The 24,155-nt window shown below is 46.9% G+C and carries 23 protein-coding genes; 17 read left to right on the top strand and 6 right to left on the bottom strand.

Annotation, left to right across the window (positions count from 1 at the left end; all coding sequences use genetic code 11):
• Positions 1–4: 4 nt before the first annotated feature.
• The 9 genes from B3G15_RS01340 to B3G15_RS01300 all read left to right on the top strand — a co-directional run bounded on the left by B3G15_RS01340 (position 5) and on the right by B3G15_RS01300 (position 13,788).
• Complete coding sequence (locus tag B3G15_RS01340; RefSeq protein WP_290714731.1) at positions 5–1,405, top strand: hypothetical protein; 1,401 nt, start codon at positions 5–7, stop codon at positions 1,403–1,405.
• Positions 1,406–1,861: 456 nt separating this feature from the next.
• Positions 1,862–4,576 (top strand): bifunctional 2',3'-cyclic-nucleotide 2'-phosphodiesterase/3'-nucleotidase, encoded by a 2,715-nt coding sequence (locus B3G15_RS01335; protein ID WP_290714729.1) that lies wholly within the window; start codon positions 1,862–1,864, stop codon positions 4,574–4,576.
• 84 nt (positions 4,577–4,660) lie between these two features.
• Entirely contained in the window at positions 4,661–6,457 is a 1,797-nt protein-coding gene (locus B3G15_RS01330) for a hypothetical protein (protein WP_290714727.1), read from the top strand.
• Between the two features lie 54 nt (positions 6,458–6,511).
• Positions 6,512–7,030 (top strand): GrpB family protein, encoded by a 519-nt coding sequence (locus B3G15_RS01325; protein WP_290714724.1) that lies wholly within the window; start codon positions 6,512–6,514, stop codon positions 7,028–7,030.
• Positions 7,023–7,469 carry a DinB family protein gene (locus tag B3G15_RS01320; protein WP_290714721.1) on the top strand — a complete coding sequence of 149 codons (447 nt, stop codon included), beginning with the start codon at positions 7,023–7,025 and terminating at the stop codon, positions 7,467–7,469. Before B3G15_RS01325 ends, B3G15_RS01320 begins: the two co-directional genes overlap by 8 nt.
• Before the next feature lie 19 nt (positions 7,470–7,488).
• On the top strand, positions 7,489–8,370 hold the full coding sequence (locus B3G15_RS01315) for an alpha/beta fold hydrolase (protein ID WP_290714718.1): 882 nt from the start codon (positions 7,489–7,491) through the stop codon (positions 8,368–8,370).
• Positions 8,371–8,503: 133 nt separating this feature from the next.
• The gene (locus B3G15_RS01310; RefSeq protein ID WP_214748260.1) at positions 8,504–9,625 is read left to right on the top strand and encodes a GTP-binding protein; all 1,122 of its coding nucleotides are present in this window, start codon (positions 8,504–8,506) and stop codon (positions 9,623–9,625) included.
• A gap of 111 nt (positions 9,626–9,736) precedes the next feature.
• The gene (locus B3G15_RS01305) at positions 9,737–11,260 is read left to right on the top strand and encodes a cardiolipin synthase (RefSeq protein ID WP_290714715.1); all 1,524 of its coding nucleotides are present in this window, start codon (positions 9,737–9,739) and stop codon (positions 11,258–11,260) included.
• 152 nt (positions 11,261–11,412) lie between these two features.
• On the top strand, positions 11,413–13,788 hold the full coding sequence (locus B3G15_RS01300) for a glycoside hydrolase family 31 protein (protein WP_214860618.1): 2,376 nt from the start codon (positions 11,413–11,415) through the stop codon (positions 13,786–13,788).
• Between the two features lie 75 nt (positions 13,789–13,863).
• On the opposite strand, the gene B3G15_RS01295 is transcribed toward B3G15_RS01300, so the two are convergent.
• The 3 genes from B3G15_RS01295 to B3G15_RS01285 form a co-directional block, all read right to left on the bottom strand.
• Positions 13,864–14,664 carry an SMI1/KNR4 family protein gene (locus tag B3G15_RS01295; RefSeq protein ID WP_290714710.1) on the bottom strand — a complete coding sequence of 267 codons (801 nt, stop codon included), beginning with the start codon at positions 14,662–14,664 and terminating at the stop codon, positions 13,864–13,866.
• A 106-nt stretch (positions 14,665–14,770) separates the two neighbouring features.
• Complete coding sequence (locus B3G15_RS01290; RefSeq protein ID WP_290714707.1) at positions 14,771–15,352, bottom strand: DUF1643 domain-containing protein; 582 nt, start codon at positions 15,350–15,352, stop codon at positions 14,771–14,773.
• Between the two features lie 15 nt (positions 15,353–15,367).
• Positions 15,368–16,051 carry a lytic transglycosylase domain-containing protein gene (locus tag B3G15_RS01285; RefSeq protein ID WP_058704753.1) on the bottom strand — a complete coding sequence of 228 codons (684 nt, stop codon included), beginning with the start codon at positions 16,049–16,051 and terminating at the stop codon, positions 15,368–15,370.
• A 107-nt stretch (positions 16,052–16,158) separates the two neighbouring features.
• Between B3G15_RS01285 and B3G15_RS01280 the strand changes: the two genes are divergently transcribed.
• The 5 genes from B3G15_RS01280 to B3G15_RS01260 all read left to right on the top strand — a co-directional run bounded on the left by B3G15_RS01280 (position 16,159) and on the right by B3G15_RS01260 (position 20,285).
• The gene (locus tag B3G15_RS01280; RefSeq protein WP_290714702.1) at positions 16,159–16,833 is read left to right on the top strand and encodes a CPBP family intramembrane glutamic endopeptidase; all 675 of its coding nucleotides are present in this window, start codon (positions 16,159–16,161) and stop codon (positions 16,831–16,833) included.
• Positions 16,834–16,980: 147 nt separating this feature from the next.
• On the top strand, positions 16,981–17,403 hold the full coding sequence (locus tag B3G15_RS01275; RefSeq protein ID WP_055967405.1) for a hypothetical protein: 423 nt from the start codon (positions 16,981–16,983) through the stop codon (positions 17,401–17,403).
• Between the two features lie 303 nt (positions 17,404–17,706).
• Positions 17,707–18,387, top strand: coding sequence for an ABC transporter ATP-binding protein (locus B3G15_RS01270; RefSeq protein ID WP_058712861.1), 681 nt, complete (start codon positions 17,707–17,709; stop codon positions 18,385–18,387).
• On the top strand, positions 18,384–19,202 hold the full coding sequence (locus tag B3G15_RS01265) for a hypothetical protein (protein WP_290714692.1): 819 nt from the start codon (positions 18,384–18,386) through the stop codon (positions 19,200–19,202). The genes B3G15_RS01270 and B3G15_RS01265 overlap by 4 nt, the downstream gene beginning before the upstream one ends.
• Positions 19,203–19,214: 12 nt before the next feature.
• Entirely contained in the window at positions 19,215–20,285 is a 1,071-nt protein-coding gene (locus tag B3G15_RS01260; RefSeq protein WP_290714689.1) for a hypothetical protein, read from the top strand.
• A gap of 101 nt (positions 20,286–20,386) precedes the next feature.
• On the opposite strand, the gene B3G15_RS01255 is transcribed toward B3G15_RS01260, so the two are convergent.
• The 3 genes from B3G15_RS01255 to B3G15_RS01245 form a co-directional block, all read right to left on the bottom strand.
• Positions 20,387–21,280 (bottom strand): hypothetical protein, encoded by an 894-nt coding sequence (locus B3G15_RS01255; protein ID WP_023467917.1) that lies wholly within the window; start codon positions 21,278–21,280, stop codon positions 20,387–20,389.
• An 89-nt stretch (positions 21,281–21,369) separates the two neighbouring features.
• Positions 21,370–21,576 carry a DUF2922 family protein gene (locus tag B3G15_RS01250; protein WP_029341392.1) on the bottom strand — a complete coding sequence of 69 codons (207 nt, stop codon included), beginning with the start codon at positions 21,574–21,576 and terminating at the stop codon, positions 21,370–21,372.
• A 36-nt stretch (positions 21,577–21,612) separates the two neighbouring features.
• Positions 21,613–21,840, bottom strand: a complete 228-nt coding sequence (locus tag B3G15_RS01245; RefSeq protein ID WP_290714674.1) for a DUF1659 domain-containing protein — start codon at positions 21,838–21,840, stop codon at positions 21,613–21,615.
• A gap of 68 nt (positions 21,841–21,908) precedes the next feature.
• Here B3G15_RS01245 and B3G15_RS01240 point away from each other — a divergent pair, with 68 nt between their 5' ends.
• From B3G15_RS01240 to B3G15_RS01230, 3 genes are all read left to right on the top strand, one after another.
• Positions 21,909–22,904 carry a potassium channel family protein gene (locus B3G15_RS01240; RefSeq protein WP_231884689.1) on the top strand — a complete coding sequence of 332 codons (996 nt, stop codon included), beginning with the start codon at positions 21,909–21,911 and terminating at the stop codon, positions 22,902–22,904.
• A gap of 69 nt (positions 22,905–22,973) precedes the next feature.
• Positions 22,974–23,666 carry a hypothetical protein gene (locus tag B3G15_RS01235; protein WP_029341394.1) on the top strand — a complete coding sequence of 231 codons (693 nt, stop codon included), beginning with the start codon at positions 22,974–22,976 and terminating at the stop codon, positions 23,664–23,666.
• A gap of 59 nt (positions 23,667–23,725) precedes the next feature.
• A complete protein-coding gene (locus B3G15_RS01230; RefSeq protein ID WP_050677067.1) occupies positions 23,726–24,139 on the top strand; it encodes a hypothetical protein in 414 nt (137 codons plus the stop codon).
• The last annotated feature ends 16 nt before the right edge of the window (positions 24,140–24,155 follow it).

Here is a 24,155-nt window from a genome sequence, read left to right as displayed (position 1 = left end):
TGGGATGGAGTCAAGGCAAGAAAGGAAACAACGACGGTTTTCCGTCTGGGATGTCCTGTTTGGCGTCCTCATCGGTCTCATCTTTTTCGGTGTCATCTATGGCGTGATGGCATTTTTGACTTCACAAATCACTTCATCCTCAGACTATCAGGATCTCGTGACGCAGATGCAACAGGCGGACGTCTCCTGGAAAGATGCAGACATCACGGTGTCATTTATGCTTCTGTTCGTCGGTGGGCTATCGATCACGATGCCGAGCGCGGTCCGAGAAGGAATCATCAATCAGGTGCTCGATGCGAGTTCTGCCGGCGACGTCTTATCGTTGTTTGGGATTGACTTAAAGCAAGTCCTTGCACCACTTACGTTTGATGTCTCTTACGGCACGTTACTCTATTCCGTTTTTGGCATCGGTTTGATTGTCCTGTTATTTTTGGTGTTACGGATTAAGGCAAGTCGTCTCGGGTGGACGATTCGATCGATCAGTTTCTTCTTAACGGTCGGAATCATCTGGTTCGTCCTTGCCGGACGCGGAAACGACGTGCCGTTCCTCTCGTTACAAGACGGCTATGCGATGAGTGGGATCCTACCGCTTCTCGTCGTCAGTTTGCTTGGTTGGATGGCGTTCTTCCCGCAAAAGTTATCTGGTCTGACAGCTGCCGGTCGTGCCAGCTTGCTGATTTTGATGCTCGCAAGTACACTTCAACTCGTCTTTACGGTACAGGACGAAGCGGCATATGACGGAGATTCCTCACTTCGGACGGCACTCACCGTCGCGAGTCTGAACGCCGGAAGTGGCGGGATGTACGACTGGATCCACGGCGGTCAGGTCGTGTATCAAGCAGACGTCCTTGGAGCGAATGCGGAAATCCCGGTCTCGATGTTGAACGGGGAGACCTCAACGGATCAGCTCAATGACTCGATCCAAAAAGTCGTCGATGGAATCGACACGGACCGGGTGACAGAACAATTGTTGACGTTACTCGGTGGAGAACGTCCGGATTTGTCAGCAACACAATTGAAGCTCGATCCGGTTGATTACGGTGTCGCGCGGCAGACGATCCAAGTAATTGATGCGGAATCGGCAGGAGCGACGCCACCGAATGTCTCGAGTGAGAGTGCGTACTGGGTGCTGTTGCTCGTAACGTTCGCGATCTACTTTGTCTGTAGTATCCGCAGCTTCAAGTCGATTATCGATCCGTTCGTCTTTGCGATCGCGATCGGTGTCATCAGCTTCATCGTCAGTCAAGCTTCATACGTTCAGTTCGCGATGAAATGGCGCAGTGACGTCTTATTCGAGTTCGCTCAACAGACGGCAGGCTGGACGGTACTCTACGCTGCAGGTCTTGCGTTACTTGGCGGAATTCTTGGTTATGTCGTCCGACGGAAACCAGAGAAAACGGTTTAAGGGACGTGGAGTGATGAAGCTCCTCCACTAGGAGATGTGCCCTGAATGGAGACGACGAACGTTGCTGTAATTGCCGCTTTCCACAGGCGGAAGGTAAGCCGCGGTATCCTAAACTATGTTTCATCTGCCGGGCGAAAGCGAAAAACATGCTTTCTTTGCCTGTAGGAGTCGAGAAGGAACAGTTACGTTCTACATCAAGCATAAACGATACGTTTTCAGGTTCATGTCCTGAAATGTATCGTTTTTTTACGTGGTTCATCTCATTTGCATCATCTCCTTTTTTTACCATATAAACTTGGTTTGTAAAGGTAAAATCAACAATGTTAAGCCAGTATTTGGAATTAGTTAAGTAGGTTAAATAAGACGGATGTCCGACCTATTTGAAAGGACTATTAGCTATAATCGAACCATGCTAAATTAATGAAGCAGTCAAAACATCCTGGGGGGAAAATCCATATGAAAAAAGCAACGAAACTCGTCATCGCGTCGACATTGATCGCACCGATGCTCGTACCAGTCGTTCAAGTCAAGACACTTGCTGCCGACAACAGTGTCGTCAAGTTACGCTTCTTAGAAACAACGGATTTACATACGAACTCAATGAACTACGATTACTTCAAGGATGCGCAGGACGAAACGATTGGTCTCGTCAAAGCGGCTACAGTCATCAAAAAGCAACAAACTGAAGTGGGCGCAACGAACAGTTTCTTATTCGATAACGGGGATACACTTCAAGGAACGCCATTCGGTGATTACGTCAAGAATCAGTATGATAAAGGAAACAAAGGCAAACATCCGATGTACGAATTGATGGAATACCTCGGTTATGATGCAGTCACGCTCGGAAACCATGAATTCAACTTCGGTCTTGATTTCCTCAAGTCAGCGATGAGTGCTTCGAGCGGTTCAATCAAGTTCGTCAACTCGAACGTATTGGATGCAGTCACGAAAAAGCCGATCGTCGCGGACTACAACAAAGATGGAAAAGACTATCAAATCATCGAACGTCAAGTCAAGGACCAGAACGGTGACATGAAAACAGTCAAGGTGGGTGTGTTCGGAGTCGTCACGCCACAAATCATGGCATGGGATGCGGGGAACCTGACGGGGAAAGTCACGGCTGAAGATATCATTCCGACTGCTAAAGCAACAGCGAAAAAATTAAAAGATGCTGGCGCAGACGTCGTCGTAGCACTCGCACACACAGGGATCGGAGATACGACGGATCAAAAAGATGGCGATGAGAACGTTGGTTACGCGTTGACGAAAGTCGCAGACATCGATGTCTTGATGACAGGTCATCAGCATGGGAAGTTCCCAGCAGCCGATTCAGCGTTCAACAAGCTGCCGAACGTTGACGCGACGAACGGTCTAATCAATGGCAAACCGGTCGTCATGGCAAACACACAAGGGAAAAACGTCGGAGTCATCGATCTTCAGTTGAAGCAAGTCGACGGGAAATGGGTCGTTGATACGTCTGGTGCGAAACTAGCGGACGTCACGAAAGACACGACAGCAGATGCCGGTGCTGTCAAGTTGATCGAAAAAGCACATGAAGGAACGCTCGCTTACATTCGTCAAGAAGTCGGGACGATCAATGATGATATCCAGAGCTTCTTCGCTCTCGCGCAAGACGATGATTCCGTTCAGTTCGTAACGAACGCTCAGAAATGGTATGTCGAGAAACAACTCAAAGAAAATGCCGATCTTGCGAAATATAAAGATCTCCCGTTGTTGTCTGCAGGTGCACCATTCAAGACAGGTGGTCGTAACCAGGTCAACGCATCCGATTACACGTTGATCAAAAAAGGACCAATCGCACTCAAGAACGTCGCCGATCTTTATGTTTATCCGAATACACTCGAAGTCGTCAAAGTAACAGGTGCTGACGTCAAAGACTGGCTCGAGATGTCTGCGGGTCAATTCAACCAAGTCGGCGGTGAGCAGACAGAGTTGTTGAATAAAGAATTCCGTAGCTATAACTTTGATATCCTCGATGGATTGACGTATGAAATCGATATCACGAAACCAGCGAAGTTCGACTTTAACGGTGTCGTTGTCAATAAAGACGCAAATCGCGTCCAAAATATCAAGTATCAAGGCAAAGCGATCGCAGACGATCAAGAATTCCTTGTTGCGACGAACAACTACCGCGCAGGCAGTGCGACGTTCCCAGGTCTTGGTGGCGGAAAGAATATCGTCTACAAATCAGCCTACGAAACACGTAATGTCATCTCGGACTTCATCAAAGCGAAACAACCGGTTGATTATAAAGCCGATGACAACTGGTCACTCGTCGCAAGCAAACCGACGACGGTCAGCTTTGATTCAGCGGCTGCAGCTGCACCGTACGTCAAGCGGTATGAAGGCATCACGAACACAGGTGAAACACGTCCAGGTGAGACAGGTACGTTCCTTAAATTCAATATGAACGTGCCGATGAAAGACTTCACGGTCTCGGCAAAAGCAGTTAAACCGGGTGCAAAAGTCGTTACTGGTCAAGCCGTTCCAGGTGCGAAAGTCACAGTCAAACTTGGCGAAAAAGTTCTTGGAACAGCAACAGCAAACGAAGCGGGTCAATACGAAGTCGGAACACGTCCGCTCAAATTGCGTGACAAGTTGACGATCGTCTCTGAACTCAGCTTCATGAAGACAGAAACGAACGTCACAGTCGGAACAGGTGTCGTTGCGACACCAGCGATCGATAAAAAGTCAGCAGTCTACGGATCGACGGTCCTCCGCGGTAAAGCAACGGAAGGTCTTGACGTGACGCTCTATAAAGGATCAACGAAAATCGCAAAAGCAAAAACGGCGGCAAGCGGTTTCAAGATTGCGGTCAAGAACGGTCTAACGACAGGGACGTACACGGTCAAGTCGACAGACATCTCGAACAAGATCACGAAAAAAGCGTCGTTCACGATTAAGAACACATACCCAGTTAAAAAATGGTCAGGTAAAAAGACGTTGACAGGTAAAGTCGAAAAACGTCAAATCGTCCGTCTCTATCAAAAGACAGCATCTGGTTATCAGTTGATCGCTCAAGACGTGGCGGATCAGCACGGGAACTATGTTCTGAAGATGCGTAAGGAATTGACGAACGGTTCGTACAAACTCAACATCTATACAGCGAAGGATCATCTTGATCAATCACGCTACTTCATTACAAAATAATAAATATGTAGCCCGTAATTCAATTATGTTAGAATTTGGATTGCGGGCTATCTTATGTCGAATAAATAGAAAAGAGTTGGATTTATGAAAAAAAATGAAGTATTTAAGCAACAAATATTTTTCTGGTTGTTTATTTTGTTAATGCTATATTTCACAAATGATTTTAGAATAAGAGATTTATTTAAATCAATTCTAGTTTCCCCAGAAAAAATCTTGAACCTCAGTAATGTCTCAATTTTTATTTTTTTGTATTTATATGTAAATCAACTTATTGTAGTACAACAGAAAAAAAATCAATTTATTAAATTCAATCAAAATATAGTATCTTTTGATTATTTGATAATAAATGATGATTTTTCTATAAAAAGTTACAACGAATCCAGAAAATTTATTATTCCATATTTATTTATTTTTTATGTATCAAGTTTAGCTTTTGGTCATTATATTATTGATAATTTTGTGGACAGTAATCGACAATTCAACAATACATATCTTTTCTTATCAATTATCTGGATAAAACATTTATTATTAGCTACTTCAATTTATTTTGAGAGAAATGAAATGAATAAACTTATAGATTTAACAATTGTCCAGAAAAAATTATCAGTGTTAATTACATTATTATTATTTTTGGGGCAAACTTTTAGAAATGTTAATTTTTCTTTTAGTGGTTTTTTGAATTATTTAAATTTATCTAGTTTAAAAGATGTAATGGAGTTAATGTATAGTGCTCAAATTACTGTCATATCCATAATAATATTAAATCCTTTTATCTTAGCATTGATATACATAGTATGTAATTTTAAAAAAGTATCAATGAAAGAGTACTATTCAGCAAATAAGCGAAAAATTATTATAGAAAATGAGGTAATTGTTAATGATTATTTAAAACAATATAACTCTGAATTTTTATTTGATGAATATAATATAAAAGATGAAATGAATAACTTCTCAGGTTCCTTAAGGAATAAAAAAAGTTTCTTAAAATTTATTAATGAAAACAATTTAGTGATCAATAATACAAAAGAATCGAGTGAAGACTATTTTGAGAAACAAATTGTACCATTTGAACAATTAAAAAAATTTAGAGGTGAGTATATAAGAGAGAGAAACATGAATAACTTATATATTTCTATTTATACACTGCTGATATTTTTTATTTCTTATATTTTACTCAAATTAGTAATTTATAAGGAGATTATACATTCGGAAAATTTATTCTTAAATTTTATGGATATTATTTACATTTTAATTTTTTATAGATTATTTATTAGATCTGTTGAAATTTGTTATTCATTTTTCATGGATATACATGACGAACCAGAAGATAAAAAGTCTAATCTCGATAAAAATATGAGATCTAAGCTAGCATTAAATAGTCTGTTAGAAATCATACTTTTTTCATATCTCTTAATTTTGTGTGTTATATCAGTAAAAATACCTAATGTGAACATATCTATTTTTTTATTTTTGAAAAACGAATTAATCAATTTAGTTAACATATTTATGTATACAATCTCAGTTTCCATATTTAATGTATCTTTTGAAAGCTTGAAAGATCTATTAAAAACTAAAATATATTTCATTAGACCAGTTCATTTAACTCAAGTAATAAGCAGTCTGGTTTTATTAACTATTTGTTTAAGCTCTTATTTAAATTCTAAATCGAGTGTTAAATCGTTATTTTTGAGAAAAGACGAGTCAGGTATTCAATTTATAGAAAAAACTATTACTGGTACTGAAAGAAATATATTTAACAAAGACTTCAAGAATATAAATGAATTGTATAAAGAGATTGATTCAAGATTTGTTGATGGAAAAATTTCTAACGATGAATACACTTCATATGTCAAAATAATTAAAAACTATTGTTTTGAATAAATTCATTAATATCTTTATTAAGCATTAACAATCAAATTGCAGAGGTATAGCATAATGCGACAAGTCTTTGTGTTACCGTATCAATCAGAATGGGAAAGTGAATACGCGCGAGAAGCAAAACGATTACGAGACGTGTTTGGGGCACGTCTAAATAGCATTCATCATATGGGAAGTACATCTGTTCCAGGACTCGCAGCAAAACCAATCATCGATATCTTACCTGTCGTTAATTCGCTTGATGGAATCGAGCAGTTTGATGAACCGATGGAAGCACTTGGTTACGAAGCGAAGGGTGAATTCGGGATGCCCGGACGACGCTATTACCGAAAAGGCGGAGACGAACGGACGCATCACATTCATCTGTATGCGGTAGGAAATCCAGAAATCGAGCGGCATCTCGTCTTCCGGGACTACTTGCGCGCGCATCCAGAAGAAGCTAATGCTTATGGGACATTAAAAGAGCAGTTGGCTGCAACATATCCGTATGATATCGAAGCCTATATCGCCGGAAAGGATGCACTCGTCAAGGAACTTGAACACCGTGCCATTGCTTGGGGGAAAGAACATGACTGACTGGGAGCGTGCCCTTATTCTCCATGTTGGAGTTGGTGTCAAAACGTCGAAAGTGTTATTTGAGAAGATTGAGGCGAAGGATTGGGACGCAAGGCCAATCCCTGGCAAACGGACTGTTGGCGAAGTGGCGGTTCATCTTGCTGTTTTGCTCGAAGCCGATTTGTTGATTGCATCAGGGGTAACAGCGGAAACGATGGAGACATTTTACGTAAAGCCGGTCACACGCGATCAGCTCTCTGAACGAATTGATCGTGCGTTTTGCATCTATCAAGAAAAACTAACGACTGGATTTGTGACGCGTCCGACCTACTGGGGTGTTGAAGATTCGATGAACGGCTGGGCGATTGAGGCTGCAGTCCATCTCTACCATCATCGATCCCAGCTGTTTGATTATTTGAACATCCTTGGCTATGAGCTAAAAATATCGTTATTTGAATGAATGGAAGTAGGGAGATAGCGTGGAATATATTGTTGAAACACCAGCCGGTCGATTTGATATCCGGCTAACAGGAAGCGGGGACATCACATTCGTCCTCGATCACGGGATGATGTCGAATCGGCATCAATGGGGTTGGTTACGAACTGAATTATTAAAACGTGGACGGGTCTTTGAATACTCGCGTCTTGGTTATGGTCGCTCGAGTCGTGGGAAAAATAAACGTCTCTTTTCACATCAAGCGGATGAACTCGCGGACGTCTTACGGATCCTTCGTGTCGAAGGACCATACGTTTTCATCGGTCACTCGCTTGGAGCCTACATTTCACTTGCGAGTGGACGACTGTTTGATGATGAGACCCGTGGTATTGTCTTACTCGATCCATCGCATCCGGATGTTGATGCGGCATTGCCGAACTGGTATGAACGAATGCAAGAGGAGTGGAATCGTTTTCTCTATTTCCTTAGTCACATACGACCGATTGCTTGGATGATTCCTGATCGAATTGGTAAAAAGATGTTCAGTGTCTTACCAGAAGCTGATCAACTACCGATGTGGCGACATTTTGCAGCGCCCGGGCATTGGCGTGGAACACTTGATGAATGGCAGGCGGTCGAGGAAAACAATCAAAAAATCCTTTCACTGATTGAAGAAGTGACACAGCCAGTTCTCATTCTGTCTGCCTCGGACTGGGCAGGTGGTATGCCAGAAAGTTGGTTGAATCCGGCATTGACCAAACAAATCAATACTGCTCATGCTATGTTTGCAGACCACTTATCGAACGGAATGTATCATGTGATTGCGGACACGAATCATTATACGATTGCTGGTTTTTCCCACGAGGCGGCAAAGAGAATTACGGATTTGATTGGTACGACATGGGATTTACCGATTCAAAAATGAGTGATGGAGAAAGTCGACAAGCGTCGGCTTTTTTCTTATATGAAAAATAAATCGAAATCATTACGATTGACGTCAGGTAAAAAGTCGGTTACTCTATAAAACGTAACGATTACGTTTTAGGAGATGAATGATGATGCAACCGATATCGATCACCGTTTTATCTGGATATCTTGGATCCGGTAAAACGACACTATTGAACCATTTACTACATAATCGCGAAGGACGCCGCCTCGCGATCATCGTCAACGACATGAGTGAGGTCAACATTGACGCGGCATTGATTGAGCAAGGCGGATTCTCGCGGACGGAAGAGTCGTTCGTCACGCTCTCGAACGGCTGCATTTGCTGCACGTTACGTGATGATCTTTTGCTTGAAGTCAAACGCCTCGTCGACCAAGGCGATATTGACGGTATTGTCATCGAATCGAGTGGTATCTCGGAACCGATTCCAGTCGCACAGACTTTTACGTACGAGGATCCGGACAGTGCCATCGACTTATCACAAGTCACGAAAATCAACGCGATGGTCACGGTCATCGATGGTTACCGTTTCCTGAAGGACTTCGAATCCGGTGAATCGTTGATTGAGCGGAAACAGGCAGTCGATGAGACAGACGTGCGCGAAGTCGTCGATCTACTCGTCGATCAAGTCGAGTTCGCGGACATCATCGTCTTGAACAAAGTTGATCGTCTGACACCGGAAGAACGCCATACCGTCATCGGCTATCTAAAGGCATTAAATCCAGTTGCCCGCTTGATCGAGACGACATATGGTCAAGTCGATCCGGCAGACATCTTAGACGTTGATCTATTTGATTTTGAACAAGCGGTGGCGAGTGCTGGCTGGATCCGTGAGTTGAATGCGGAAGAACATATTCCGGAAACGGAAGAGTATGGGATCAGTTCGTTTGTCTACAAGCGCGACGTGCCGTTCCACCCGGAGCGTTTGCTTGCCTTGATCGAAGACTGGCCGCAAGAAGTCGTTCGGGCGAAAGGCTTCTTGTTCCTTGCGACACGTCCCGAGATGGCATTGCTGTTCCATCAGGCAGGATATGCGTCGAACATGGAATACGCTGGTCGTTTTGCATCAGATGAGGATCGACGGACCGAACTCGTCTTGATCGGCATCGGACTAGAACAGGAGAAGCTCGAAGCGCTATTTGATGCGTGTCTCGTCCAGGAACACGAAACGGACTGGGCGTCATTGAATGATCCAATTCCTGGTCGCGAGATGTACGAAGAAACATTTTTATAAGAGGTCAATCTTTCGAGAAATCGTATCTGCGGTTTCTCTTTTTTGTTATATTTTCATAGTGAATGGGGAAAGAATACTAGTGAAGGTATGTTAATTGAAGGAGGAAAATCTGTGCGCAACCGGATTTTACAATTCGCACTCGTATTTTTAGTCGCCGGCGGCATCATTTGGGGACTATATCAACTCGGCTATTTATTTTATGTCTTAACGATTTCAGCGACGGTCGTGCCGCTTGCTGTCATCATGATCATCTTTATCGAGAACCGGACCGCAGAATCGACGATTGCTTGGTTCCTCGTCCTGATCTTCTTACCGATTCTCGGAGTCATCATCTGGTTGATGTTCGGTCGGAATCCACGGCGTCGCCGTCGGAATCGTCGTTCGCATGACGAACGGAAATTGCTCAAACAAGCGATTCGTCCAGTCCGGTCGCTTGCCGTCAGTGAGTTGCCACCGAACCATTTGAAGCTCGCGAATACGATTCGTAACTTCGGTGGTGGCGGGGTGGACGTTCATACAGCAAGTGACATCCTGACGAACGGGGGAGAGACGTTCCCGGCGATTCTTGACGCGATTCGTCAAGCACAGCATCATGTCCACATCCAGTACTACATTTATCGGAACGATGAGACAGGTAAAGCGATCCGGGAAGCATTGATCGAGCGACTCGAAGCCGGTGTGACGGTTCGATTCATGTATGACGGACTCGGAAGTTATATGCTCGGTGAAAACTTCCTGCGCCCGCTACGCGACGCGGGAGCGCATATCGCAGCCTATGACCCAATCTCAAGTCCCTTGTTCATCTTCACGGCGAACTTCCGCAATCACCGGAAAATCGTCGTCGTTGATGGAAAAGTCGGCTTCACCGGTGGATTGAACGTCGGAGATGAGTACGACGGCAAGAGTAAGAAGTTCGGGTTTTGGCGCGATACGCATTTACGGCTCGAAGGACGTGCCGTTAAGGAATTACAAGCGACGTTCCTCGACGACTGGATTTATGCCCAAATCGAATCGGACGACACATGGGAGACGTTTGCGGGGGATGAGTCGATCCACCAGTACTTCCCGAAACATGATGTGGCGTCCGACGGAGCGATTCAAATCGTCACGAGCGGACCGACATCGAAGGATCCCGCGATTCGCAATGCCTTGATTGCGGCCATCATCTCGGCGCAACGCTCGATCTGGATTGCGACACCGTATTTGATTCCGGACAATGAGACGATGACGCTACTTCGACTTGCTGCACGTGCCGGGCTTGACGTCCGCATCTTGACGCCGGGGAAAGGCGATAGTTTTACGTCTTACTACGGCACCCGTTCCTACTTTGGACCACTCTTGAAAGATGGGGTCAAGATTTACACGTACAACCGTCACTTCATCCATGCCAAACTGTTTCTCGTCGACGGCAAGATCGGTGCCGTCGGAACGGCAAACATGGACATTCGCAGTTTTGTCCTCAATTATGAACTAATGGCGTTCCTGTATGACACAGAAAGTACGGAACAGCTCGAGCGTGACTTCATTGCTGATTTCGACGTCTCGATTCAGTTATCATCGAATGATTACGTCAAACGCCCGCTCCGCTTCCGGGTTTTCGAGTCACTTTCGCGCTTGATTTCACCCTTATTATGACGTAACGTCCCGCATCTATTTTCAGGTGCGGGACATTTTTAGGTTGATTCTTCCTTGAAGTGGGAACATGAACTCTTATACACTAGATGTGTAATCGGTTGCACACTACTTAGCCTGGAAGGAAGTGAAAGGGGCGCAAGTCCCAAATTCGTATGCGAACAATTGATGAATCCCATTTCTACACGCGCGACATGAAACCACAAGCACGACCAGACGCCATCATCCAAGGAGATGTCTACCGTTTCACGGTCTTGACGAGTCGGATGATCCGACTTGAGTACGCGGCGGATGGACAGTTCGAGGATCGACCGACCCAAACGGTCTTCAATCGTGATTTTCCGGTACCTGCTTACCGCATCGTCGAAAACGAGGAAGAATTGCAAATCATCACCGAGCACGTCCATCTGCATTATACGAAGGGACCGTTCGCTGCGAACACACTTTATATCGATGTCTTAGGGAACTTCAGTACCTACTACAGCCGCTATACGTTCGGCGGACCACTCCGGACGTTAAAAGGAACGGCACGGACGCTTGACCACGCGGACGGTGTCATTCCTCTCGAGGAAGGAATTGTCTCACGGCAAGGATACGCGGCGATCGACGATTCGAACGCCTTCGTACTGACGGAAGACCACTTCGTCGAACCGCGTCGCTCTGGTACGCATGACATCTATTATTTCGGATACGGTCACGACTACAAACAGGCACTGCGTGACTTCTACCACCTGACAGGACCGACACCGATGTTACCGCGTCAGGTACTTGGCAACTGGTGGAGTCGCTACTGGCGATATAGTGAGAAAGAATATAAGGACTTGATGACACGCTTCAAGACGGAAGATATTCCATTCTCGGTCAGTGTCATCGATATGGACTGGCACGTCACCGATATCCCGGAACGCTACGGAAGTGGCTGGACGGGCTATACGTGGAACCGTGATTTATTCCCGGATCCACGCGGATTCTTACAATGGTTGAAGGATGACGACCGGATGGTCACGCTCAACTTGCACCCGGCGGACGGTGTGCGTGGGTTTGAGGAAGCATACGAGGCGATGGCGGTCGCGATGGGCGTCGATCCCGAATCGGATGTCCGGATCCCGTTTGATTTCTCAGACCGGACGTTCATCGAGAACTACTTCACGAAGCTGCATCATCCGCACGAGGCAGATGGCGTCGACTTCTGGTGGATCGACTGGCAGCAGGGCGCGAACTCGAAGATGAAAGGGCTTGATCCGCTCTGGATGCTCAATCATTATCACGCGCTCGATATCGCCCGCGATGGCAATCGACCGTTGATCTTCTCACGTTACGCGGGACCCGGAAGTCACCGCTATCCGGTTGGTTTCTCAGGCGATACGATCATCTCGTGGGCATCACTCCAATTCCAGCCATATTTTACAGCGACAGCGTCGAACATCGGTTATGGATGGTGGAGCCATGATATCGGGGGACACCAACGGGGAGAGAAAGATGACGAGTTATCGACACGTTGGCTCCAATACGGTGTCTTCAGTCCAATCATGCGCCTGCACAGTACGATGAGCATCTTCAACGGGAAAGAACCGTGGCGTTATTCGACCGATGCGGCGAACGTCATGAAGAAATATTTACGACTTCGGCACCAGCTCGTGCCGTACATCTACACGATGAATGCCCGTAATCACTTTGACGGCTTGCCACTCGTCTCACCGATGTATTATGAGCATCCGGAAGACGATCAAGCATACAACGTTCCGAATCAGTTCTACTTCGGAACGGAATTGATCGTCGCGCCGATGGTCACACCGATGCACCGGAAACTGCACATGACGGCGACGACAGCGTGGTTGCCGGAAGGGGAATGGTTCGATTTCTTTAATGGGCACCGATACCGCGGCGGCAAGCAGATCCGTCTGTTCCGTTATCTCGAAGACCAAGGCGTACTCGCAAAAGCCGGTGCGATCGTTCCACTCGGTCGTCATCTCGAACAGTCGAATGCCCTGCATAATCCGGACGATCTCGAAGTCGTCGTCTTCCCGGGAGCATCGAACCGGTTTACGTTGTTCGAAGACGATAGCACAGGTGTCGCGCACCGCGACGGTGTCAACGTCGAGACGACGTTTGCGCTCGACTGGGAAGCACGTGAGTTGACGATCGCGGCACCAACCGGACACCGTGACTTGCTACCCGAAAACCGCTCGATTACGTTGATCTTACGTGGAGTCCGTGAAGGATACGTTCAGCGCGACGGAGAGAGTGTCACCGGCGTCTATGATCATGCGACGCAGTCCCTTCGCGTTGAACTGGGTGAAGTGACCGATACGATCACGTTGTCGCTCCAAGTTGAGATCTCGACGAACGAGAATAAGATGGACCGGTTGTATGCATTCCTCGACCAAGCGGAAATCAGCTATGATTTGAAGGATCGTTTGTACCGTCTGCTGTCACAAAAGCTCGACCCGGTCAATATGATGCACCAGTTGCAAGCACTCGAACTCGAGAAGGATCTCGTCGACTGTCTGCTTGAGTTGATGTTGTCTTAAACGATTGGATAGGCATGCGAAAAAGCCAGTATTCGTCATCCATATGGACGAGGAATACTGGCTTTCTGGTTGAGGTCAGAACTCTTCGTCTATCTCTTCATCCATCCAAGATAGCAAGTCTTCTGCATCGAGATCGTCACCTTTACTGAGGATCAAGGTCGTGACGTCATCTCGTTTCTGTTCTAACAACTCCGGGTTGTTCGTCAAGACTTCCATGAGGTAATACGCATAAGAGTCGAGGAAATCAGGCTGGTCGTTTCGTTCGATCAGTGTCATGAACGCTTCGATGAGTTCTTCCTGTTCTTCATCGAGAATCATCCAGTGGGAGTATGCGAGAAGTTTTTCGTTTTCGTCATCTCCACGGAGAATGTCCTTGATTTCAGGTAACGTCAGAAATACGACATCCGGCATGACGACTTCCGGAACATCGGTACTCAGCTTCGTTAACCACTCGTCATAGGTCGCCGCGACGAAATAGGTCGTTTCATCCGAAATATCGAGGCACCAGACAGTCGGCTCAGCAGCCTCCATGAAGTGGAAGTACCAAAAATAGCTCCCTTCTCCTTCCGCGAACATCATGACGTTTCCTTCGACATCCCATTCCCGGAGGACCGACAATTCGTCCAGATACCGTTCGAATGTCAATGACGTCATGGAGCGGAGTGGGAGGTGCAATCCGCTTTCTTCGTCCGACCATGTATTCTTGAACTCGACCATCACGGCCATGGCTTCTGGGGCACCACCGTTTTGTTCCCGGATTTGTTCGAGGTAACGGACGGGGAGTGAACCGTTGACGGCTTGCTCGATTCGTTGAATGTCTGTTTCTTTGACTGAAATCATCGTTTCTTCTCTTAAATCTTCATCCCAAAATGGCATCGTATGACCTTCTTTACTATGTAGTATGTAGACTTTGATTATACGCGAAGTTGATGGAAAATGTTTCAAAAAAAGGACCCTTGCCGTTATGGAAGGGTCCATTGCGTCATTTACGACGCAATTTTTTCGCTTTTTGTTTCATGTCGTTGTACGTGATCATCGGGCTATCGTCCATCGTCAAGCGTAGATGGTTCGGTTCGCCTTTGTTCGTGATGCCGGAGCAGTACAAGATGTCGGCATATTCATTGAATAGATCCTCGTAAGCCGGCAGGTGGTGCATCAGGCGACCGGGCGATCCCCAGCCACAGAGGACGACGCCATTTTTTGCTTTGACTTCAGCAAGTGTCTTCGCGACGAACTCGTAGTTCGTCTCATCGAAGCTCGCTTGCGCGAACGGCAGATCCTCGCTGACGAGCAGGTCCGGCATCAAACTGATGATGTCATATTGTTTGACGGGGTCATTGACATACTTCTTCATCAAATTGTACGCACGTTGTGTCGTCGTTCCAGAGAGAAAGGCGTCCGTCGTCCGTGGTGTGTAGATTAAAGCGGCGACGTGCGTCCCTTCTGCGATGTCGTCAAAGATGTAGCTGCGTAAATAGCGTTTCGTCTTGTCTCGATCAAACGTCGTCTGGACGCGGATCGACGATTCCTCAATCAAGAGTTCGGAAGAATCGGCTGGTGTCATGGGTGGTGCCTCCTTTTAATTGGTCAAACGTGAGCTGATGCGAAGGAAGAACGCGAGTGTCTTCTTCTTGAGGTCGAGGTCGTTCGCATCGATCGCCTCGACGTGTTGCTGGTAACGATCGTATTGGGCGAGCACGTCAGAAACATATTGTTCACTGCGATTGTATTCAAACAGTGCTGTCGCGAGCGTGTCTCGGTCGGATGTCTTCGTGACATCATGTTGTTTCAGATATTTCGCTGCCGTGTGGGCGCTGTCGACGAGACTCGTCGGGTCAGCTTTCCCGTCGCCGTCCGCGTCCACTCCGAGACCACCATATTTCTCGATGGCTTCCGGATCCGTCACGTCGATGCCGTCATGCTCGATGTCACCGAGCGACGTGCCACCTTCGTATCCCCAACCGACCCATGTTTTCGGCATGAATTGGAATGGACCGATAGCGCCGACGGACGATTGCATCGCTGACGAGTTGGAGAAGATCGTCTCGACGCGATGAATGGAGGCGAGCAGCTTCCAGTCGATGCCGTAACGTGCCGCGGCTTGTTCGTAGATGTCGATGTTCTCGGCAGGTACGCCATGCTGTCCATAATACGTACGATACATTTCATTTTGAACACGTTCCCGATTTTGCCAGTAGATGAAGCTACTGACGATGAGGGCGAACAGTACGAACAAGATGCTGATTCGAAAAACTTTTCGCATATTGTTCTCTCCTCTGTTTAGGATTCCACTGAATGGTATCATATTTTAGTAGGGTCTAATAGCACTTTCTGTGACGGGAGTGTGGAATCAAAAAAGGAGTCGAAGTCATGTATCTCTTCGTAAATGGGTTTTTACTCGGATTACTCGTCGTCCTTTCGATCATCGAAGCGGTCCGTCGGGTCGATTTGACGATCGTCCCCCGCAAGGAATTCTACCCCTCGATGGTCCAGTCGAGCGGAATCTTATGTCTGTTGCTCGTCGGTGGAACGCTGATTAGCGGTACGCTATTGCCGGAAATCGGCTTGACGTTTTTTGTCCCAAGTGGACCAGTCTGGTACGCGACGATCGGACTGATCGTCTTTCTTTGTATCATCTTGCTTTTGACAGCGACCGTTCCAGCGTTTCGCAAACGTTTGTTGCCGCTCTATCAAAGTGAAGCGGAGCGACTGATTCTGCCGCGAACGAAAGAGGAGCGGACCGGATTCCAAATGGTCGCGCTAATGGCAGGAGTGACGGAAGAGTTGATCTATCGCGGGTTTCTCTTCCATACGCTTGGATTATTTTTACCGTTTTCTGAAGTCAGCTTCGTCTGGATCGGTGCCATCCTGTTCGGGATTGCCCATCGCTATCAAGGGTGGTTCGCGATTCTCGTGACAGGACTGATCGGAGCGGGATTCGGCTACTTGTATCTAGCGCTCGAAACGCTCTGGCCGCTGATCATCATCCATGTCTTGATCGATCTCGTTGCCGTCTACGTTTACAAGGACGATGTTAATTCCTGACATCGTCAAAAAGCGTTGAATTTGGTAGACTGAATGTCAAGCGAAGTCATCGTTTAAATTGGTCAAGTTGACGGTTGCAGAACAGGTCAAATGACAGGTAGAATGAGAAGGTAAACGCTTACACATCAAAAGGAGATGGATGAAACCATGCGAACGATCACTTCCACTGGCGAGCGAAAGAAGACGAGTTGGACATTGAATATCGGCAATCAGCCACATTTGATGATGGATGGTGTGACAGAACAAACGCTTGATGCCGAACAACGTGTCATCTACGACGAATTTTTGATTCCGACGACGGATACTTTGATTCATCGGTTTAAAGCCCGCTTCCCGAACCATCTCTGCGAGAACGGGTATGATGTGTATGGTGCTGCCGCTTTTGACGAACAGGTCGTCGAACTGATCTCGAATTGGTTCATCGAGCTGGTCACCGTCTTAACAGCGATGCAGCGGACGAAGGGCATTCAGCATGTCCAGATTGAAGGCGGTGTCGCAAAACGGACCGACTTCTTACCGACCGTGCGTCGGACATGCCGGGCACTGGAGTCAACGATTGATATTTATTGAAACACCAGTCACGTGTTCAGAGAGGCCGTCCATTAGGGCGTCCTCTCTTTTTTTGTTCATCTCGAATCGTTTTCCTGGGAAGTGATTTCGAGTGAACAAATCGCTCTCCTTTCTTCCGGTCATAAAAAGTAGAAACGAAGTCGAAATACTCGCGGAGTCGGACATTTTTGTCCGGCTCCTTTTCATTTTCTGGATGATAGCAGGAAAAAACAGGTTGACGCTAGACTGTATGGCATGTACCATACAGTTAACAGATGTACTATTGTCTTAATACAATGGTGATAATGAAGGAGGGAAAGTTTAGTGCTTGAAGTGAAGGGGCTACAAAAACGATACGGACGAAAGAAGCACGTCTTACGTGACGTGACGTTCTCTGTCGGTCTAAACGAAGTGACATGTCTGATCGGCTTGAACGGGGAAGGGAAGTCGACGATTTTAAAAGCAATTCTCGGTCTGATTCCGGTAGATGCCGGGACGGTGACGGTCGACGGCAAAACATCGCGCGACCAGATCGCGTTCGTGCCTGATCTCCAGACGATGCCGAGCTACATGACGATCGGACAAGCGCTCGCGTATATGGCGGATCATTATCCAGATTGGAATCAAGAGACAGCGGAACGGTTGCTGCAGACGTTCCAGCTGTTTACGACGGATAAAATGGCAAACTTATCAAAAGGGAACAAGGCGAAGTTCAATCTCGTCTTAGGATTCGCTCTCGATCGACCGTACATATTACTCGACGAACCGCTCGCAGGAATCGATCTCTTCATGAAAGAACAAATCGCTTGGATTTTCTCAAGTGAGTTCATGGAAGGACGGAGTATCCTGATGACGACTCACGAGATCGCCGAGGTTGAGCAGGTGATTGACCGAGTGTTGTTCTTGCGGGACGGGAAAATCGTCGAAGTCAAAGAGACGGATGAGTTACGTGGCCGTCATCATCAATCGGTCCAGGACCGGATGCGGGAGGTATATCAAGGATGAAACGCTGGTTGTTATTAACGAATGAAGAGCTGAAACGAAGTACGAAATTACTGGTGTTGTTGATTTCAGGATTGATTGTCGCAGAAATCGCATCACTGCTCTATCAGATTTACGATTATCAAAGCACGATCGAGAAAACGATGCGTATCGATCAGATTTCAGAAATGGATGCCATCGAACAAGGCGGTGGTGCGTTGACCTTCGCACAAGCGATTGATTTTTACGATTCAATCATCGTATTAGCAATGGGAATGATCCTCTTGTTCGCGTTCTGGATTTGGTATCGCGACTGGGTGGGCGAGACGAAGTACATCTACCGGCTACTATTGTTACCGGGGTCACGTCGGGCGATTATTGCATCGAAAATGACGGCGCTTTTACTTGTCGTTACGAGTTTGATCGGAATTCAGTGGGTGTTGCTGTTACTTAGTCGCAATCTTTACTTATGGCTGTTGCCAGATGCTCAACAGGTCACAGCCAGCATCAACGAATACTCCTTCTACATGAAGTTGTTCTATACGATGTACCCAACTGACATTTTATTCATCTTACTGATGACATTCATCGTCATCTCGTTCGTTTTCATGACAGTTTTACTTGAACGATCGTTTCGAAGAGGAAAAGCGTTCTTGATCGTCGGATTACACGGGATTGCGCTGATTGGTGGTAATATCATTTTAGGCTTAGCATTGTCAGCTATTTCAAGCAACCTGAGTCAACTGCATATGCAATTTTATTTCGGATACGTCGTACTATTAACGTTATATGTGTCATACAAAAATCTGATGCTAGTCCAGACGCGACTATCCGTTTAAGGAGGAGACTTCATGAAGCGATATCGACAACTCCTGATCTATGGATTGATCATTTTCATAACAATCGGAAGCTACATCGGCTACACGCTGTCGATCAAAGGAGCAGACTTTTCGCTCGAGACCGTCAGTGGAAAACCTTCGCAAATCGAAAATTTTAATTTACGTCTTCAGACGAAAGGCATGCGTTCGACGATTTATGATGTCAACGCTAAGGGAGACATCGAAAAACAGTCAAATTCTTACGTCGGACAACTATTCCGTGAAGATAGCATGACGGATTTACCAGATAAATATTACGAATTCACGACGCATATGGAAACGAATGTAAGTGGAAATGGACAATCAGAGTATGCGATTCAGATCAAACACAATAAACTGCAACTTAAGATGTTTACGTTTAAGACGGAGGAGATGTTCGAGAAAACATTTCAGTATGATACAAAACTTGAGACGGGGATGGACATACAAGCCAGTGTCGTCGATAAACAGGCGATGAAGGTCTACATCCAACTTGATCGAGTCGATCAGCCAAGGGAAACGAAACTGCTTGTGCTCGATTTAACAGGCGACCGGGTTGAAGAGATCGTTCTTCAAAAGCCAGTAGCGCCTAAACACGCTCGTCAATTTTTAGCGATTCATCAAAATGAGGTCGTCTACACGGAACAACCGTCTGACAGCGATGAGGAGAACACCAAACTATCTTATTTCCTCGATGACGGCAAAAGCGTTCGTTCCATCAAGGAGTTGAATCAGCAACAAATCGGGTTTACGCCCTATGCGAACGGTCGTTATCTCATCGGCTTCCGTCTGCCGGAAGGGGAGACGAAACGAATCGAATGGTCGATGTTCGACTTGGAAACGAAACGATTATCCGAGCATAGCGTAAGCAGTCCGCTTGTTTTGAAAAAGATCGATTGGTTGGATTCGACTGACGAAATGAAGCTCTATCTCTCTTCCGAGACGAACGAAGGATTCCAAGTATCCGTGATCGATTTAAAAAATGAACAACTGATGTACCAAGGGGAAATCAAAGATGCGAATCATAAAAAAGGAACGCATATCTATGATTTTGCGATTCAATGATCTACGAATGAAAAAACGCTTCGGACCGGAAAAAGTTATCCGGTCCGAAGCGTTCTTTTTTTCGTTTTGACTAGGAATCAATGCGTCCTAAGGCGAAAGCATCAAGACGTGAAGTTTTTCTCTGCCGCTTTACATGCACGCAATAAGGCATCCTTGAAGAAACGATCTTCCTGCGAAGCGAGTTGTTGTGTTGCTTCCTCGTCCCCGCGCAGGGAGCGGGCGAGCATCTGGATGACTTTGACCCAGCGCCGGACGTGATCGAGTTGCGGGCGACCCATCGCGACGTATACCGTGAACCAATCGTTCTGATCGCGACGGATCATCCGTTGGAACAGTGATTTTGCGAGATCGACTTCTTCGGTCGTCGGGAGCTCGTTCGTCTCGAAATAGCGACGTAACGCGGCGACGGCAGTCGCATACGCTGCCTTGACGTCTTCCGACGGCTGATGTTTGCCGTAGTCGGATGTCGATAGATGAAGTAAGGCAGGTTTTTTCTCGACACCCGTGATCCAGGCGGAGATCGTCTTATTGCCCTTATAAGCTTGACGATTCGCGACCGGGAGCTTCGCCGTGACGTTTCCGACTTTCCCGATCAAGGTCACTTTGTTGTTGCGATCCTGGATTTCGGTCACTTTCATCTCGACCGTATCCCCCATTTCATGAGGAATGGCTTTCGGCTGGAGCTTTTCTCCTGCCGAGAGCGGCGAACGCTTGCGGATCATCCGCAGTGCTTCTTGTTCAATCCGGTCGTCAAGCGACCACAGATGTTCCGGTGGGACGTTGCGGAACCGGCGACGTCGGACCTTGATGTACTGGTCAAGCGCGTCAGCAGCTTGCTCCCGCGTCGATTCACCACGTGCGACGGGGCCGATGATGTCTCGGAGCGTAATGGATTCGAGACGTTCCATGATGCCTTCGAACGGGATGAGTTCCATTACGTAGAGACTACAGACGACGAGTTCGCATTCGCGAGGAGTGAGTGGGCGTTTGGCCATAAATTGACTTCCTTTCAGCTGGTTGATGTTTCTAGTATACCAAAAAAAAGCCATCGTCACGTAATCCCGTGACGATGGACTGAAAAAGCTTACAAGACGAATGCCGATTCCGAACTGTTTTGCAATTCGGCGGACGCGAGACGTGTGACACCGTTCATGAACGGGTCATGGGCGACGAACAAGTCACCGATTGCTTTGATCTCCGCCACGGTCGCATTCTCCTTCGCACCAGCGATGCGCAAGCGATACGGTTTTTTCGTCACCGTATCGAACGTCAGGACGATCGTATGTTCCATCAATGGTCACTCCTTTCATGAAATGTAGAGGATGGGTTATGCCTTCAGTAAAGCGTAGTCACGGCTGATTTCCGTCAGCGCGTAGCGTCCGTCGAGTAAGCTACCGATCGATTGCCCGATCGAAGCGACGACGTCTGCTGGAAGATTCGAACGTAAGCCGTTGTAGTGGCGGCGAGCGACGACGGCATCACCGTTCGCTGTCACCTTGTCCTTACGCTCGAAGACGATGACGAGACTCGTCTTGATCTCTTCTGCTTGTGTCATGTGTATCACCTCCTTCGCCCTTATTGACAGGGGAAGAGACCGGATTGTTCGAAAGGAATGAAAAAAACATGGTCTGGTTACGTTTTTTACGAAAAGTCTCGTTTCTACGGATGCGGACGCTCGGGTATGCGTCCTTAATTTTCGTCTTCGGTGTCGCGGGCATCATGTATGCGCTTGAGCCGGAGACGTTCGGGTCCTACTTCCGCGCCGTCTACTGGACGATGACGACCGTCGTCACGGTCGGATACGGTGACTTCTTCCCGAACTCGGATACCGGTCGGATTCTGACGATTTTCGTTTTCATCTTCGGGATCGGAATCGTCGGTGGATTGATCTCAAAACTGGTCGACGGTGTCCAGTTGATTCGTAATCAAAAGGAAAGAGGGTTGTTACAAGTGAAGGAAACAGGGCATACGGTCGTCTTCGGTTACAGTCGGCGTTCGAAGCACGTCATTGAGTCATTGCTCGAACATACGGATGTCGTCCTCGTCGACGATCTAGAGCGAGAGCCATTCAGTCACCCCCGGTTCCATTACGTCTGTGGTGATCCGGCGCTGACGTCGACGCTTGAGCGAGCACACATCGAAAAGGCGGTCCGCGCGATCGTCCTCGCGGATCATTCGATTCCGCCGGTCCACGCTGACGGAAGGACACTGTTAATCGCTTCAAGCATCGAACGGGCGAATCCGAACATCTATACGATCGTCGAGATGATGCTCGAAGAACACCTCGACAGCTTCGAACAGGTCAAGGTCGATGAGGTATTGCTCGGTGACGAGACGATTGCCCGGATGGCGATCCTCGCGTCCCATCATCCTGGCGTAACGAAAGTCGTGACGAATCTATTGACGAAGGATGGTGAGGGAATGTTCTCGATTCCGACACGACCGGAATGGGCGACATATCGCGATGCGTTTCACGCTTTGCTGGAAGAAGGGGTGACGATTCTATCTGACGGGAAGCGGCTGGATTTGAACCAACGTCTCGACGAAACGATTCCGAAAAATGGAACGCTGATCGTCTTATGTTCGGAGGAAACCGCCCAACGAATCGGAGCAATCTAGGTCGGGCATGATTCAACTAATCTTTTTTCGGGTATAGTAAACAAATTTACTAAACGGAGGAAAAGGATTATGACACAACCACAACCAGAATGGATCCAAGAATTATTCGAGACGGTCGATCAAGGTGAAATTAAAAATGCACCGAAATTACTCTATATGGCATTGACGCTTGAACCAAGTTATTTTACAAAAGCAGTTAGTCGTTTTAATCAACGATTGGAAGTCGAACCATTAACGGACGTTTCGGAACTACTGACGGTTTATCGTCAATTCTTCCTCTCAGCTAATCCGTCAGAGGAATACTGGTCACTTGCCTGGAACGAACTCATCCAGACCCTACAACATATGATTGATCGGCCAGAAGCGCAGCAATTACTTAAAGAACATGTTGATTTACTCGACTGGTGGTCAAGTGAATCCTTGCTGTCACTCCCGAGCTGGTTGACGATTTTAGATGTCGCAGAACGGATTGACGCCCTCGATCAATTTAGCAGTTATCTTCCAGATATCTTCGAGAGCTATGCGCTCGAGACAGCAAAGGATGAACCGTTCGCTCGTCTTGCCTGGTACGCACTCGCAAGCAATCAACAAGAGTTGCTTGCCCCGTACAGAGACCGGATTGAAGCCGGTTCATCGAAGGAAATTCAGTCTCTTCGTCAAGCGGATCTCGTCGATCAAATTGAAACGACACGGGTCGTTATGTTAAAGTCGAAAGATAACGAGCCGATTGAATTAACATTTGATCGAAAATGGACATTATAAATTATCGAAGAAAAAATGACACCTAGAAGCCGCACGAATCCAATCCAAGGGGTGTAGGGATGATTCACGTCAATTTACCGAGTGGTGACTATGTCGTGTTAGTAGAAATAAATCGTGAAGTGCTGCTGTGTCATTCGATTGAAGAAGCGGAACAAGCACAACGTGACCGGTATGAACTGGTCGGACGGATGAGCGAACGCTTGCCGGCAGAAGTGATTGGACCCTCGATTGCGGACTTCGTCCGCTTTTCGACCGGGTTCATCGGCGAAGAAGTAACGTGGCATGAAGATGAAGAAGCGTTCTTTTGCCAACAGTTCGAGACGTTCGACGGTTCCCCGTTAGGTGAAGATTTGACGGGTATCGATGCAACGCGTTGGCGTGCGGTCCTTGCACGCTATTATGCTTACGTGACGATCGGAAAGATCATTCCTTTTGAAGTCAGCGAAGAACCGGACGGTACGGTTCCGCTTTAGTCCAAACGATTCTTCG

This window comes from Exiguobacterium sp. UBA1053 (assembly GCF_002316465.1).
GTDB classification, from domain to species: Bacteria; Bacillota; Bacilli; order Exiguobacteriales; family Exiguobacteriaceae; genus Exiguobacterium_A; species Exiguobacterium_A abrahamii.
The sequence above is the reverse complement of the archived record's forward strand: the minus strand, read 5'-3'. Positions and strand labels throughout refer to the sequence as shown.

Coding starts and splice junctions, on each gene's coding strand:
- B3G15_RS01340 (WP_290714731.1), top strand. CDS start 5: ATGGAGTCAAGGCAAGAAAGGAAACAACGACGGTTTTCCGTCTGGGAT.
- B3G15_RS01335 (WP_290714729.1), top strand. CDS start 1,862: ATGAAAAAAGCAACGAAACTCGTCATCGCGTCGACATTGATCGCACCG.
- B3G15_RS01330 (WP_290714727.1), top strand. CDS start 4,661: ATGAAAAAAAATGAAGTATTTAAGCAACAAATATTTTTCTGGTTGTTT.
- B3G15_RS01325 (WP_290714724.1), top strand. CDS start 6,512: ATGCGACAAGTCTTTGTGTTACCGTATCAATCAGAATGGGAAAGTGAA.
- B3G15_RS01320 (WP_290714721.1), top strand. CDS start 7,023: ATGACTGACTGGGAGCGTGCCCTTATTCTCCATGTTGGAGTTGGTGTC.
- B3G15_RS01310 (WP_214748260.1), top strand. CDS start 8,504: ATGCAACCGATATCGATCACCGTTTTATCTGGATATCTTGGATCCGGT.
- B3G15_RS01300 (WP_214860618.1), top strand. CDS start 11,413: ATGCGAACAATTGATGAATCCCATTTCTACACGCGCGACATGAAACCA.
- B3G15_RS01295 (WP_290714710.1), bottom strand. CDS start 14,664: ATGCCATTTTGGGATGAAGATTTAAGAGAAGAAACGATGATTTCAGTC.
- B3G15_RS01290 (WP_290714707.1), bottom strand. CDS start 15,352: ATGACACCAGCCGATTCTTCCGAACTCTTGATTGAGGAATCGTCGATC.
- B3G15_RS01285 (WP_058704753.1), bottom strand. CDS start 16,051: ATGCGAAAAGTTTTTCGAATCAGCATCTTGTTCGTACTGTTCGCCCTC.
- B3G15_RS01280 (WP_290714702.1), top strand. CDS start 16,159: ATGTATCTCTTCGTAAATGGGTTTTTACTCGGATTACTCGTCGTCCTT.
- B3G15_RS01275 (WP_055967405.1), top strand. CDS start 16,981: ATGCGAACGATCACTTCCACTGGCGAGCGAAAGAAGACGAGTTGGACA.
- B3G15_RS01265 (WP_290714692.1), top strand. CDS start 18,384: ATGAAACGCTGGTTGTTATTAACGAATGAAGAGCTGAAACGAAGTACG.
- B3G15_RS01260 (WP_290714689.1), top strand. CDS start 19,215: ATGAAGCGATATCGACAACTCCTGATCTATGGATTGATCATTTTCATA.
- B3G15_RS01255 (WP_023467917.1), bottom strand. CDS start 21,280: ATGGCCAAACGCCCACTCACTCCTCGCGAATGCGAACTCGTCGTCTGT.
- B3G15_RS01250 (WP_029341392.1), bottom strand. CDS start 21,576: ATGGAACATACGATCGTCCTGACGTTCGATACGGTGACGAAAAAACCG.
- B3G15_RS01245 (WP_290714674.1), bottom strand. CDS start 21,840: ATGACACAAGCAGAAGAGATCAAGACGAGTCTCGTCATCGTCTTCGAG.
- B3G15_RS01240 (WP_231884689.1), top strand. CDS start 21,909: ATGGTCTGGTTACGTTTTTTACGAAAAGTCTCGTTTCTACGGATGCGG.
- B3G15_RS01235 (WP_029341394.1), top strand. CDS start 22,974: ATGACACAACCACAACCAGAATGGATCCAAGAATTATTCGAGACGGTC.
- B3G15_RS01230 (WP_050677067.1), top strand. CDS start 23,726: ATGATTCACGTCAATTTACCGAGTGGTGACTATGTCGTGTTAGTAGAA.